The sequence below is a fragment of the Aliiroseovarius sp. ABM4_368 genome, assembly GCF_056161205.1.
The window spans coordinates 444,269-458,169 of record NZ_JBSWYR010000002.1; the positions used below are offsets into that span (position 1 = coordinate 444,269).

Below are 13,901 nucleotides of genomic sequence, written 5' to 3' on the forward strand. Positions count from 1 at the left end.
GCGTTTACTTTTCGGTAGCGAGCTCTTTTAACTCATAGAGCAGATTCAGGGCTTCGATTGGCTTCAGGTCGTCCGGATGGATATCCTTCAAAGCTCGATCCAAATCGCTTGGCCCAGAGGATGCGGCCTGAACGGGCTCGGGAATGGCTGAAAACAGCGGAAGATCGTCGATCACGGCTTTCTGGCCAGAACCCTCGCGCTCACCTTTCTCTAGTGCTTCTAGAACCACATTTGCACGGGCGACAACGCTGTCCGGTAACCCTGCCAGCTTTGCAACCTGCACACCGTAAGACCGATCCGCAGCGCCCTTTCGCACCTCGTGCAGGAAAATAACTTCGCCTTCCCATTCCTTCACTGCAATCGTCGCGTTCGCGACGCCATCCAATTTGTCGGAAAGCTGAGTCATCTCGTGATAATGCGTGGCGAACAGCGCGCGGCTTTTGTTTACGTCGTGCAGATGTTCCAATGTGGCCCAGGCGATGGAAAGTCCGTCATATGTCGCCGTTCCTCGACCGATTTCGTCCAGGATGACCAGCGCGCGGTCATCGGCTTGGTTTAGAATGGCAGCGGTCTCGACCATTTCGACCATGAAGGTGGACCGGCCTCGCGCCAGATCATCCGAGGCACCAACTCGGCTGAACAGCTGTGAAACCAGCCCGATATGCGCGGATTTCGCGGGAACGAAGCTGCCAGCTTGCGCCAATAGAGCAATCAGCGCGTTCTGACGCAGGAAGGTCGATTTACCCGCCATGTTCGGGCCGGTCAGAAGCCAGACATCGGCGGCCTTTGCGCCATCAGCAAGGTCGCAATCGTTTGCGACAAACGCTTCGCCCGTCTTGCGCAAAGCGGCTTCAACCACCGGATGACGACCTGCTTCGACATGAAAAACGCGGCTGCCATCAACGATCGGCGCGGACCAATTGTCGGACCGCGCAAGATCAGCAAAGCTGGTGGACACGTCGATTTCTGACAGCGCGCGGGCTGTATCAGATATGGCGCCGACTTGCTCTAAAATGGACGCAGCTAGGCTTGAATAGAGACGCTTTTCAATCTCAAGCGCTCGGTTGCCCGCGTTCAAGATCTTGGTTTCCATATCGCTAAGAGCGACCGTGGTGAAACGTACTGCGTTTGCTGTGGTTTGCCTGTGGATATAGGTTTCTGACAGCGGCGGGTTTAGCATCTTTTCGGCATGGGTCGCCGTGGTTTCGATGAAATAGCCCAGCACATTGTTGTGCTTCACCTTCAGCGCATTGATTCCGGTATGTTCCGCATATTGTGCCTGCATGGCCGCGATCACGCCGCGGCCCTCGTCCCGCAGCTGACGCGCCTCGTCCAAGTCGACGTCATAGCCGGGGGCTATAAAGCCGCCGTCACGCGCCAAAAGCGGGGGCTCGGCGACCAAAGCCTGATCCAGCAGCTCAATCAGATCGTCATGGCCGCGTAGGTTTTGCGATGCTTCAGCCAGTTTCGCGGGCAAATCAGATTGCGATAGGCTGTCGGCCAAGTCACTTGCGGCGGCAAGCCCGTTTCGAATGGCGCCCAGATCACGGGGGCCACCCCGTTCCAGCCCTAGGCGCGACAAGGCGCGGTCGATGTCGGGAACGTTGCGCAGAAACTCGCGCGTGTTTTCGCAAATCTGCCGCTGCTCGACCAGAAAACGGACGGCATCCAACCGCGCGTTAATCTCGGGCAGGGTACGCGAGGGGCTTGAAATGCGCCGTTCCAGCAAACGACCCCCGCCGGCGGTCACTGTGCGATCGATAACGGACAACAGCGAACCTTCGCGCCCGCCAGACAGGCTGTGGGTCAGTTCCAAATTGCGGCGGGTGGCGGCGTCGATTTGCATCGTGCCCTGCGCCAGCTCTTTCACTGGGGGTCGCAGCAGAGGCAGTTTGCCTTTCTGGGTGATGTCCAGATATTCGACAATCGCTCCCATCGCTCCAAGTTCGGCGCGCGAGAAGCTGCCGAAAGCATCAAGCGAGCCGATTTTATAAAGATCCAGCAGACGCTTTTCCGCCCCGGCGCTGTCAAAGGCAGCGCGGCCCAGCTCGGTGGACGACGCGCCAGATTCAGTCACTATTCCGGCGCAATCCTGATAATCTAACTCGGACAGCACGACCTCGCGCGGGGCAAGGCGAGCCAGTTCCGGGCCAAGACGCACGGGCGGGCAGGGCATCACACGGAAAGCGCCGGTCGAGATGTCGACCCATGCCAAAGCGGCTTCGTCGCGCACAACATTATAGGCAGCGAGGTAGTTGTGCCGCCGCGCATCCAACAGGCTTTCTTCTGTCAGTGTGCCGGGTGTGACCAGCCGAACAACATCGCGCTTCACCACGGATTTCGATCCGCGCTTCTTCGCTTCGGCCGGATTTTCCATCTGCTCGCAGACCGCGACGCGGAATCCTTTGCGGATCAGCGTCAGAAGATATCCTTCGGCCGCGTGAACTGGCACGCCGCACATGGGAATGTCTTCGCCCAAATGCTTGCCACGTTTGGTCAGGGCGATGTCCAGCGCTTCAGCTGCGGCGACGGCATCGTCGAAGAAAAGTTCGTAAAAATCGCCCATGCGATAGAATAAAAGGGCGTCTTGATAGCCCTCTTTGATCTCAAGAAACTGCGCCATCATTGGCGTGATCTTGGCTGGTTTATCGCTCACCTGCTGCCCCCCGGCGTTTTGCTTTGCGACAGACTAGGCTGTCGCGCGCCGGGGTGAAAGAGGGGTCAGGTGTTTTTGCGGCGCGAGACCCAATTCCAGCTGCTTTCGCACATCTCGTCCAGACCGCGTGTTGCGCTGAAACCCAAAAGATCGCGGGCCTTGGTGGGGTCGCCATAGACGCTGGCCACATCGCCCGCGCGGCGTGGGGACATTTGATAGGGAAGCTCTTTGCCTGCCGCTTTTTCATAGGCGTGCAGCATATCCATCACCGAGTAACCGGTGCCTGTGCCAAGGTTTACGGTGTGGCCTTCATTGGTTTTCAGCAGCGCATCAACCGATTGCACATGCCCGCGCGCCAGATCCATCACGTGAATATAGTCGCGCACACCAGTTCCGTCGGGTGTGTCATAGTCGTTACCGAAGACCGACAGCTGCTTAAGTTCGCCGGTGGCAACCTTTGCAATGTAGGGCATCAGATTGTTGGGAATGTCGTTTGGATCCTCGCCAATCAAACCCGTTTCATGGGCCCCTGCGGGGTTGAAATAACGTAAAATTCCGAAAGCCCAACGATCATCGGCGGCAGCGACCTGTTCGAGCGATTGTTCACAAACCAGTTTGGTGTAGCCATAGGGATTGTTAAAGCTGCGCGGCGCAGTTTCTGGCACGGGAAGTTGGTCGGGCTGACCGTAAACAGTGGCGGAGGACGAAAAGACCAACCGGAACACGCCTGCTGCTTTCATAACGTTCAGAAGCGTATAAAGGCCCGAGATATTCGTCGTTAGATAGTCCAGCGGTTTCTCGGTGCTTTCACCCACCGCTTTCAGCGCGGCAAAGTGAATGACGGCGTCGAAGGAATGATCTGCGAATAGTTGGGTCAGCAGCGCTGCGTCCAGAACGTCGCCGTCGACATGAACAGCTTTCTCGCCGCTGATCACCTCGAGCCGATCCAACACGCTTCGATCTGCGTTCGAAAAGTTATCAAGGATTACCACCTGATATCCGGCCTTGGTCAGTTCGACGAAAGTGTGCGAACCGATGAACCCAGCGCCGCCGGTCAAAAGGATTTTCTGTGCCACGAGATGCCTCCAAATCTGATGCTCGAGATATAGGATGGATTAGTGCGAAAGGCACGGAGGAATGCTGTTCTGATATGGAATTGCGATTATTGCGCTAACAATGGAACTATATTTCCAAGAATTGCTCAAATTCCCCCGAGAAAAGACAGATTAATAGCCGAATACCGGTTGAGGCCCGGATTTTCCCCCTGTAATGGTTTGACTTCGACATAAGATGACAAAGGCCAGAACCATGCCCAAAGCCAAGATCACCGATGAAGAGGCGCTCGCCTTCCATATTGACCCCACGCCGGGCAAGTTCGAGGTCACGCCGTCGGTCCCAATGACTACCCAGCGCGACCTGTCCTTGGCCTATTCGCCGGGTGTTGCGGTTCCTTGTGAAGCGATCGCCGAGAACCCGCAGACGGCCTATGATTACACCAACAAGGGCAACCTTGTGGCGGTGATTTCCAACGGAACCGCGGTTCTGGGTCTGGGCAATTTGGGTGCGCTGGCGTCGAAACCGGTGATGGAAGGAAAGGCCGTTCTTTTCAAGCGTTTCGCCGACGTGAACTCGATCGATATCGAACTGGACACCGAAGATCCCGAAGCGTTCATCAACGCCGTGAAGCTGATGGGCCCGACCTTTGGCGGCATCAACCTTGAGGACATCAAAGCGCCCGAATGTTTCATCATCGAGCAGCGCCTGAAGGCTGAGATGGATATTCCGGTGTTCCACGACGACCAACACGGCACAGCGGTGATCTGCGCGGCGGGGCTTTTGAACGCGCTGCACCTGTCAGGCAAAAAGATCGAGGATTGCCGCATTGTTCTGAACGGCGCCGGTGCTGCGGGCATCGCCTGTATTGAGCTGATCAAGGCGATGGGTGCGCAGCACGACAACTGCATCGTTTGTGATACGAAAGGCGTGATTTATCAGGGTCGTAAAGACGGTATAAACCAGTGGAAATCGGCCCACGCCGCCAACACTGAGCTTCGCACGTTGGAAGAGGCGATGGACGGCGCAGATGTGTTCCTTGGTGTGTCCGTGAAGGGTGCCGTGACGCAGGATATGGTCGCCTCGATGGCCGACAATCCGGTAATTTTCGCGATGGCAAACCCGGATCCCGAGATCACGCCGGAAGAAGCTCATGAGGTTCGCAATGATGCAATTGTGGCCACAGGGCGTTCGGACTATCCGAACCAGGTTAACAACGTGCTGGGCTTCCCGTACCTGTTCCGCGGTGCGCTGGACATCAATGCGCGTGCCATCAATGACGAGATGAAGATCGCCTGTGCGCAAGCGCTGGCTGAACTGGCTCGCGAAGACGTGCCGGACGAAGTGGCCATGGCTTACGGCAAAAAGCTAAGCTTTGGTCGCGACTATATCATCCCGACGCCCTTTGACCCGCGTCTGATCCACGTGATCCCGCCCGCCGTGGCCAAAGCCGGGATGGACACCGGTGTTGCGCGACGGCCGATCATCGATATGGATGGGTATGAGCAAAGCCTGAAGGCGCGGATGGATCCGACGGCCTCGATCCTGCGCGGCATCACGGCGCGTGCACGTAAAAGCCAGGCAACGATGATCTTTGCCGAGGGCGACAACTCGCAAGTTCTGCGGGCTGCTGTCCAATATCAGCGCAATGGCTATGGTCGTGCGCTGGTGGTGGGGCGCGAAGAGGATGTGAAAGCCAAGCTGACTGCTGACGGGCTGGGCGATGCCGTGCGCGAACTGCGCGTGGTGAACGCTGCAAACACCGAGCATTTGGACAGCTACAAGGACTTCCTGTACGAGCGCCTTCAGCGTCAGGGTTTCGACCTTCACGACATTCACCGTCTGGCCGCGCGCGACCGCCATGTGTTCGCCTCGCTGATGCTGGCGCATGGGCATGGCGATGGTCTGATCACTGGAGCGACCCGGAAATCGGCCTATGTTCTGGACCGGATCAACCACGTGTTTGACGCAACCGCCGCTGATGGGGCTGTCGGCGTGACGGCGGTTTTGCACAAGGGCCGCATCGTTCTAATGGCTGATACGCTGGTGCATGAATGGCCGGAAACCGAGGATCTGGCGAATATCGCTGAACGTGCTGCGGCTGTGGCCCGTGGTCTGGGGCTTGAGCCGCGTGTGGCCTTCGTCAGTTTTTCGACCTTCGGTTATCCGGTTTCGGAGCGCGCTTCGAAACTGCACGAAGCTCCGGCGATTTTGGAAGCGCGTGGCGTGGACTTTGAGTTCGAGGGCGAGATGACCGCAGATGTGGCGTTGAACGCGGACGTGATGGCGCAATACCCGTTCTGCCGACTGTCTGGTCCAGCGAACATTCTGGTGGTGCCTGCTCGCCACTCGGCGTCGATCTCGGTCAAGATGATGCAGGAATTGGCGGGGGCGACTGTGATTGGCCCGATCCTTTCGGGCATTGACCAGCCGATCCAGATTTGTTCAACGAATTCGACTTCGAACGACATTCTGAACATGGCGATGTTGGCGGCGACTCGGATGGGTAAACGCTAATCCAGCTAAACTAGAGACTTAAACGGCCCGATGCAGATGTGTCGGGCCGTTTTGCGTTCTGTGCAGGATCGAACAGGCAAGACGAGCATTACGCAGAATTGTGCGATGGTTTTCCGGTGATACCTTTATCGCAAAAGATAGGAGGCCGTGATGGGTCAGCTTGTGGATGGCGTCTGGCAGGACGTTTGGTACGACACCAAGAAAACCGGAGGGAAATTTAAGCGCGAGGATGCGCGCTTTCGCAATTGGGTAACGGAGGATGGCGCGGCGGGCCCGACGGGTGATGGTGGTTTCAAAGCCGAAGCCGGGCGTTATCACCTTTACGTTTCACTGGCCTGCCCCTGGGCGCACCGCACTTTGATTTTTCGCAAGCTGAAAGGGCTGGAAGATTTGATCGGCGTGACCGCCGTGCATCCCCATATGCTGACAAACGGGTGGGAGTTCGACCCCGCCGATCGCGATCCGCTGTTCGGGCACAGCTTCATGCTTCAGATCTATACGACGGATAAGGCCGATTATTCGGGTCGCGTGACGGTTCCTGTTTTGTGGGATAAGCATCAAGGACGGATCGCCAGCAACGAAAGCTCTGAAATCATCCGTATGTTCAATTCGGCCTTCAACGGGCTGACCGGGAACGCGTTGGATTTCTACCCCGAAGCGCTGCGCGAACAGATTGACGTCATCAACGATGATGTCTATCAGAACATCAATAATGGTGTCTATCGCTGCGGATTTGCCACCACACAGGATGCCTATGAGCAGGCGTTTGACGCGCTATTCGAGGCGCTGGACCGCGTGGAAAACACCCTGTCCGAATGCCGCTATCTGGTTGGCGACCAGCTGACCGAGGCAGACTGGCGTCTGTTCACCACTCTTATCCGGTTCGACGCGGTCTATCACGGGCATTTCAAAACGAACCTTAAACGGATCGAGGATTACCCTAATATCTCGAACTATCTGCGCGAGCTGTATCAGCATCCCGGCGTGGCCGAGACGGTGAACATGCAGCACATTAAATCGCACTACTATTACTCGCACGACACGATCAATCCGACGCGGGTAGTGCCGAAAGGTCCGGCGCTGGATTTTACTCGCCCCCATGATCGCGATCGGTTCTGACGTGGTTTGACTTACGCGCTGGGGCAGCCCTAGGCTTGTCCGATGCGGTATTTTCTGAACCACCTGCGCGGACAACAACCGCTTTGGCAAAGCTTCTGGGTGAATTGCGTCGGCTTGCGTCTGGCGCTTTATGTTTTAGTCCTATTGGCTCTCAACGCCGCACCAATCTCGGTTCTTGTGGCGGTGATGCTGGTAAGTGCTGATGCGCTGTGCCTGCTGTGGCAAAGCGTGGGTTATTTCCGCGCGGCCGAAGAGCGGATGCGCGATACCGGGACGATGCTGCCCATATGGGGCGGCATGATTGCTTTGGTTGTCGCGGTGTTCGTTGTGGTGTCGCAATGGTGGGTATTGGGTCTGGCGACGCGTCCGGGCGAGGATGGCCCCAGCTTTGCCGAGCGAAAAGCGCGAGAACGACAGGCCACGTATCAGATCCTGCGCCAAACCGATGGAACGCTTCTGTTTCAAGGGCAAATCGTGTTGGGCGTAACCAAGGCGCTGGGTCGCGAGTTGGCGCAAGTACCGACCCCCACACGCATCACCTTGCACAGCGAAGGTGGAAATGTTTTCGAAGCACGCGGATTGGCCAAGCTGATCACGACACATGAAATGCAAACCCATGTGGATGGGGTGTGCAGCTCGGCCTGTACGCTTGTATTCATCGCTGGAGCACATCGGCATCTAGGGCCACAGGCGCGTCTGGGATTTCACGGTTACATGCTTGAGGATGCGCAGAGGTTGCCGGGGTTTGACATCGAAGCGGAACAAGAGCGGGACCGGGACTTCATGCTAGGGCAGGGGGTATCAGCTGAATTTACCACACGTGTTTTCAACACTCCGCCAAGCGAGATTTGGTACCCGGATCCCGCGTATTTGCAACGATCCGGCGTCGTGACTCATTCCCCATAAACAGAAAACCCCGCCACAAGGACGGGGTTTTCAGGTGATTTAGAGGCGTATTAGTCGATGATTGCGTTCAGCGTGGCCGAGGGGCGCATCACTTTGGCTTTCAGTTCGACCGAAGGACGGAAATAGCCGCCGATGTCGGCTGCTGGGCCTTGGGCTGCTGCCAGTTCGGCCAGAATGGCATCTTCACCGTCTGCCAGCGCCTTGGCAATAGGAGCGAACTCAGCCGCCAGATCAGCGTCGTCGGATTGAGCGGCCAGAGCGTCGGCCCAGTAGCGAGCGAACCAATAGTGGCTGTCGCGGTTATCTGGCTGACCAACTTTGCGCGAAGGCGAGTTATTGTTGTCCAGAATGCCTTGGGTCGCAGCTTCGGCAGCGGCACCCAGAACACCGGCTTTGGCGTTGCCTTTGACGTCGGCCAGGAAGTTCAGGCTTTCACCCAGCGCGCAGAATTCGCCCATCGAGTCCCAGCGCAGGTGGTTTTCTTCCACCAGCTGCTGAACGTGCTTCGGAGCCGAACCACCAGCGCCGGTTTCAAACAGACCGCCACCCTTCATCAGCTTCACGATCGATAGCATCTTGGCCGATGTTCCCAGTTCCAGGATCGGGAACAGGTCGGTCAGATAGTCACGCAGCACGTTGCCGGTGATGGCGATGCTATCGTTGCCAGCCGTGATGGTTTTCAGCGATTGCGCGGTGGCTTCACGCGGGGCCATGATCTGGAACAGGTCGGCTTTGCCGGCGGCTTCCAAGGCAGGGGTCACGTATTTGATCAGCTCGGCATCGTGGGCGCGGTTTGCGTCCAGCCAGAAGATGGCTTCGGAACCGGTCAGGCGCTGACGGTCCATGGCCAGCTCGATCCAGTTTTCGATCGGAGCTTTCTTCACGGTGCACGAACGCCAGATATCACCGGCCTCGACCTCGTGGCTGTGCAGCGTGTCGCCATTGGCGGTCACGATGCGAATGGTGCCGTCTGCCGGGGCTTCAAACGTGGTCGGGTGCGAGCCGTACTCTTCTGCTTTCTGAGCCATCAAGCCGACGTTTGCGACAGAACCCGCAGTGGTCACGTCCAACGCGCCATTGGCTTTGAAGAAGTTGATGGTTTCGTCATAGACGGTGGCATAGCAGCGGTCAGGGATCACGCAGTTGGTATCGCCCTTTGCGCCAGCTTCGTCCCAGCCTTTACCGCCCGCGCGGATCACGGCGGGCATCGAGGCGTCGATGATCACGTCCGACGGTACGTGTAGGTTGGTGATGCCTTTGTCGCTGTCGACCATGTACATCGACGGACGATCCAAGGCGGCAATCTCTGCTTTGATTTCGTCAGCGTTGTCCATGCTCTCGATCGCAGCCAGAACGTCACCCAAGCCCGAGTTCGGCGAACCGCCGGCAGCAGCAATTGCTTCACCGTGCTTGTCCCAAACTGGACCAAGCCAAGCTTTTACAGCGTGGCCGAAGATGATCGGGTCCGACACTTTCATCATGGTCGCCTTCATGTGAAGCGAGAACATGGTGCCATCTTTTTTGGTGTCTTCGATGGCGTCTGCCAGGAAGGACCCCAAGGCTTTTGCCGACATGAATGTCGCATCCGCGATGGTGCCTTCTTCCAGCGGCCAGCCGTCTTTCAGTACGGTGGTCGCGCCGTCTTTGCCGACGAATTCGATCTTCGCGTCACCTGCCTGAGCGGCTGTGATGGTGGCCGAAACTTCGTTGGCGTAAAAATCGTTGCCGGGCATCGACGACACTTTGGTCTTCGACGACGATTCCCAAGCACCCATCGAATGCGGGTTTTTCTGAGCGAAGTTCTTTACAGCGCGGGCCGAACGACGGTCCGAGTTGCCCTCGCGCAGAACCGGGTTCACAGCCGAACCTTTGATGGCGTCATAGCGGGCACGGATGGCCTTTTCTTCGTCTGTCGACGGATCTTCCGGATAGGACGGGATGTTGTAGCCCTGACCTTGAAGTTCTTCGATGGCAGCAACCAGCTGTGGGACCGAGGCCGAGATGTTCGGCAGCTTGATCACGTTCGCACCGGGGGTTTTTACCAGCTCGCCCAATGCGGCCAGATCATCCGACTGGCGCTGATCGTCAGTCAGGTTTTCCGGGAAGGTTGCGATGATGCGTCCAGCCAACGAAATGTCCGGCGTGCCAACGGTAATTCCCGCAGCGGAAACGAATTTGCGGATGATCGGCAGGAACGAGGCCGAGGCCAGCTCGGGTGCTTCGTCTACAATGGTATACAGAATGTCTGCTTGCGATTTATCGGTCATTTCAGGACACCTCTTTTTTCGCGGAAAACTTCGCCACGGGGCCAATACCCTGAATGGCGAAAGGTGGGATTTCCCCTTTCCCATACACAAGTCTGGCATGAAAAAAAAGGGACTTGGGGGTCAGATGGGCTGATTTTGCTTATGATTGCGCAAGCAAAGTCATGATCTGCTTCTTCAGAAGGTAGTGCGATGCGATCTGCTGCCCGTTCAACACTATCGAAAAGACGCCATATGGATTTGGGACGCGCGCGCGCAAGTCTCGTGCGCTGGTGATTTCTGATACATTGAACGGCAAGCCCGCCTCTGCCGCAGCCTCTTGGGCGTGTTTGGCCGCGTCCTCCAGATAGGGGCACTGAGCTGAATGTAGAACCGTCAGGCCGTTGCCCAGCGCCTTAGCTTTCCGGTCCCAATTTCCTACAAGCCGGGGCATTGCAGCATCCTTGTCGAAACTGCGTGCCAATAGTGAGTAGCCCGGAGGAGCTGTATCCACCTCTTGATACCCAAGCGTCTGAAAGATCTTTGGGTCGATAAGCCAATTACCCGAACTCGTCAACGCGGCGATGCCGCGAAAACCTTGGTCGCGGGCATAGGTCTCGGCCTCGGCAAGCAACGATTTGGCGTGCCCCTTGCCTTTACTCTTTCCGACGACCCACAGGCAGTGAATGATCATGAAGTCGCTTGCCTTTTCGACCCCGCGCCACGCGAAGTCACCGGGCGTAAATTCGATAAACCCGCGCTCTCCATCATCCAGAAGCCGCATCTGTAGGCCTTCGTTAAAGCGGTCTGCCAACCAATCGCGCTTCCGTTTCCAGGCCGAGCTTTTGCGCGCCGACATCTTACAAAAGAAGCCGTGCTTTTCGACGTTGTCATTTGTGATGGTGATCAGGTTTGTCATGCGAGCCTCCATTTTCGAAGGCTCGCATATGCAGTGTCACACGTCTTTGAGGCGCATCAAGCCCTACAGGCGATCCATGATCGCTTCGGCGATCGACATCGTGTTGCCTGTGCCGCCAAGATCCGGCGTGACGCGGTCCTTGGCCTGCACGGTTTCGATCACCGCTTTCTTCAGGCGCTGGGCGTCGTCAGTTTTGCCCACATGTTCCAGCATTAGACCCGCTGCCATCAAGAAGGCGCAGGGGTTGGCTTTTTGCTGGCCTGCAATGTCAGGGGCTGATCCGTGGACGGCTTCGAAAATGGCGGCGTCTTTGCCGATATTGGCGCCCGGGGCCAAACCCAGACCGCCGACCAGACCGGCTGCCAGATCCGACAGAATGTCGCCAAACAGGTTGGTGGTGACGATCACATCGAAGGAATCCGGATACATAACCATCTGCATGGCGCAGGCGTCGACGATGCGTTCGTCGAAATCCACGCGGCCTTCATATTCTTGGGCGATCTTGCGGGCTTCCTCCAAAAACATGCCGGAAAGCAATTTCAGGATGTTGGCCTTGTGCACAATCGAGACCTTTTTGCGCCCGTTTGCCAGAGCATATTCAAACGCAGCGCGGGTAATGCGTTGGGCGCCTTCCTTGGTGTTATACCCAGTCGAGAAGACTTTCCCCTCGGGGTCGCCATTGTGCTCTATATACCCTTCGTCCGAGATGTAATATCCCTCGAGGTTTTCGCGGAAGATCACCATGTCGACGTTGTCAAAGCGCCCATCCAGCTTGATGGTCTTGGTCGGGCGGACATTGGCATAGAGGTTAAAAGCCTGACGCAGTTGCAGGTTGATCGACTTGAAGCCACCACCTACGGGCGTGGTCAGGGGGCCCTTCAGCGCCAGCTTGGTTTTACGAATGCTGTCCAGCGTCGCATCGGGCAGAGGCGTGCCAACAGAATCAAAGGCGGTCATGCCGGCCTGTTGCACGTCCCAATCAAACGGACTGCCCATCTTGTCGAGAATAGCGGTTACGGCTTCAGTGATTTCGGGGCCAATCCCATCGCCGGGGATCAAGGTGGCTTGGATCTTTGTCATGGTCGTCTCCATGCTAATAGGCGTGTTCGTCGCCTGTATAAATGGTATACAATGGAATACAATACTAAAGTCTCATTCGGAAAGGTGAATAAAACTGGGCGCTTCCCCCTTATCCTAGGCGCGACTTGCGCTTGCGGGCAAGCACGCTAACGTAAGCGGGCAAGGAGACGCCCGTGACCATCTTTAATCTTGGATCCATCAATATCGATAACTTTTATCGCGTGCCGCACATGCCCGCACCGGGCGAGACGTTGACGGCACATGATCACAAGGTTGGGTTGGGCGGCAAAGGGGCCAATCAGTCTGTTGCGGCGGCACGTGCTGGCTCCGATGTGGTGCATATCGGAGCCATTGGGCCAGAAGGGCGATGGTGTCTGGACAGTTTGGCGGATGCGGGTGTCGATACCAGCTGTGTCGAGACACTGGCGACCGCTACGGGACACGCGAACATTGTGGTTGATGCTGAGGGTGAGAACCAAATTATTCTATATTCCGGCGCAAATACTGCCCTAACGATCGATCAGATTGATACAGCGCTGGATGAGGCAAAACCCGGAGACACACTGATCCTGCAAAATGAAACGAACCTGACGGTTGAAACCGCGAAGGCTGCACGAACGCGAGGCATGCGCGTGATTTACTCCGCTGCTCCATTCGTGGCAAAGGATGCCAAGCAGATGCTGGCCCACACGGACATGTTGGTTTTGAACGAGGTCGAAGCCGAACAGTTGACCGCCGCGCTGGACGTTTCCATTGCCGATCTGAACTTGCCAGTGGTGCTGATCACGAAAGGGTCGGATGGCGCGGCCTGGTTCGAGAGCGGCGTGGAGGCCGTACAGGTTCCAGCCTTTCGCGTGACCCCTGCCGACACGACCGGCGCGGGGGATTGCTTTATCGGCTATGTCTCCGCTGGGCTGGATCAGGGGCTCTCACCAGCAGATGCCATGCAATTGGGCGCAGCGGCCTCTGCCATCAAAGTCACGCGGTTCGGAACAGCAGATGCCATCCCCACCCGCGCCGAAGTCGACCGTTTTCTGCAAGAATAAAGCCTGATCAGCCCTTCAATAGCTGCCCAAGGCGCATGGCCACGGACACATCGCCTGACACCTTGATCTTGCCCATCATGAAAGCGGTCATCGGGTTCAGATTGCCCGTCATCAACTTTTCCAAGTTGCCCCGGGACATCTTGATCGTGCAATCGGTGTCCGCATCCTCGCGCGACAGTGCTCCGTCCTGTAAAACAATCACGCCATCTTCGCCGCAATCCAGCTTCAGGCTCTCATCGAACGACACCTTGGTCAGGCCGCGTTCGATCTTTTCATAGATGGGCGTCAGGGGCATGATGGTCTTTTCACGAAAAACGCCCCCGCGTGATACGGGGGCGTTTGAAAGCGGTCCACAGTGACGT

At 57.1% G+C, this 13,901-nt stretch carries 10 protein-coding genes; 4 read left to right on the plus strand and 6 right to left on the minus strand.

The genetic code is table 11. The annotated features are described in order from the left end of the window. Positions 1-4: 4 nt before the first annotated feature. On the minus strand, positions 5-2,626 hold the full coding sequence (gene mutS / locus ACXAH3_RS08095) for a DNA mismatch repair protein MutS (RefSeq protein WP_474861813.1): 2,622 nt from the start codon (positions 2,624-2,626) through the stop codon (positions 5-7). A gap of 95 nt (positions 2,627-2,721) precedes the next feature. After that, complete coding sequence (galE, locus tag ACXAH3_RS08100; RefSeq protein WP_474861566.1) at positions 2,722-3,732, minus strand: UDP-glucose 4-epimerase GalE; 1,011 nt, start codon at positions 3,730-3,732, stop codon at positions 2,722-2,724. A 232-nt stretch (positions 3,733-3,964) separates the two neighbouring features. On the opposite strand from galE, the gene ACXAH3_RS08105 reads away from it, so the two are divergent. The 3 genes from ACXAH3_RS08105 (at position 3,965) to ACXAH3_RS08115 (ending at position 8,251) form a co-directional block, all read left to right on the plus strand. Further along, the gene (locus ACXAH3_RS08105) at positions 3,965-6,226 is read left to right on the plus strand and encodes an NADP-dependent malic enzyme (protein WP_474861567.1); all 2,262 of its coding nucleotides are present in this window, start codon (positions 3,965-3,967) and stop codon (positions 6,224-6,226) included. Between the two features lie 150 nt (positions 6,227-6,376). Then, positions 6,377-7,345: a glutathione S-transferase family protein gene (locus ACXAH3_RS08110; RefSeq protein WP_474861568.1), complete on the plus strand. Its 969-nt coding sequence runs from the start codon at positions 6,377-6,379 to the stop codon at positions 7,343-7,345. Between the two features lie 42 nt (positions 7,346-7,387). Next, positions 7,388-8,251: a COG3904 family protein gene (locus tag ACXAH3_RS08115; protein ID WP_474861569.1), complete on the plus strand. Its 864-nt coding sequence runs from the start codon at positions 7,388-7,390 to the stop codon at positions 8,249-8,251. Between the two features lie 50 nt (positions 8,252-8,301). Here ACXAH3_RS08115 and ACXAH3_RS08120 read toward each other — a convergent pair whose 3' ends face one another. From ACXAH3_RS08120 to ACXAH3_RS08130, 3 genes are all read right to left on the minus strand, one after another. Beyond that, entirely contained in the window at positions 8,302-10,518 is a 2,217-nt protein-coding gene (locus tag ACXAH3_RS08120; protein WP_474861570.1) for an NADP-dependent isocitrate dehydrogenase, read from the minus strand. Positions 10,519-10,657: 139 nt separating this feature from the next. Then, positions 10,658-11,413 (minus strand): GNAT family N-acetyltransferase, encoded by a 756-nt coding sequence (locus ACXAH3_RS08125; protein ID WP_474861571.1) that lies wholly within the window; start codon positions 11,411-11,413, stop codon positions 10,658-10,660. A 63-nt stretch (positions 11,414-11,476) separates the two neighbouring features. After that, on the minus strand, positions 11,477-12,493 hold the full coding sequence (locus ACXAH3_RS08130; protein ID WP_474861572.1) for an isocitrate/isopropylmalate dehydrogenase family protein: 1,017 nt from the start codon (positions 12,491-12,493) through the stop codon (positions 11,477-11,479). Positions 12,494-12,666: 173 nt separating this feature from the next. On the opposite strand from ACXAH3_RS08130, the gene ACXAH3_RS08135 reads away from it, so the two are divergent. After that, complete coding sequence (locus ACXAH3_RS08135; protein WP_474861573.1) at positions 12,667-13,539, plus strand: ribokinase; 873 nt, start codon at positions 12,667-12,669, stop codon at positions 13,537-13,539. Positions 13,540-13,546: 7 nt separating this feature from the next. Here ACXAH3_RS08135 and ACXAH3_RS08140 read toward each other — a convergent pair whose 3' ends face one another. After that, a complete protein-coding gene (locus ACXAH3_RS08140; RefSeq protein ID WP_474861574.1) occupies positions 13,547-13,834 on the minus strand; it encodes an SCP2 sterol-binding domain-containing protein in 288 nt (95 codons plus the stop codon). Between the last annotated feature and the right edge of the window lie 67 nt (positions 13,835-13,901).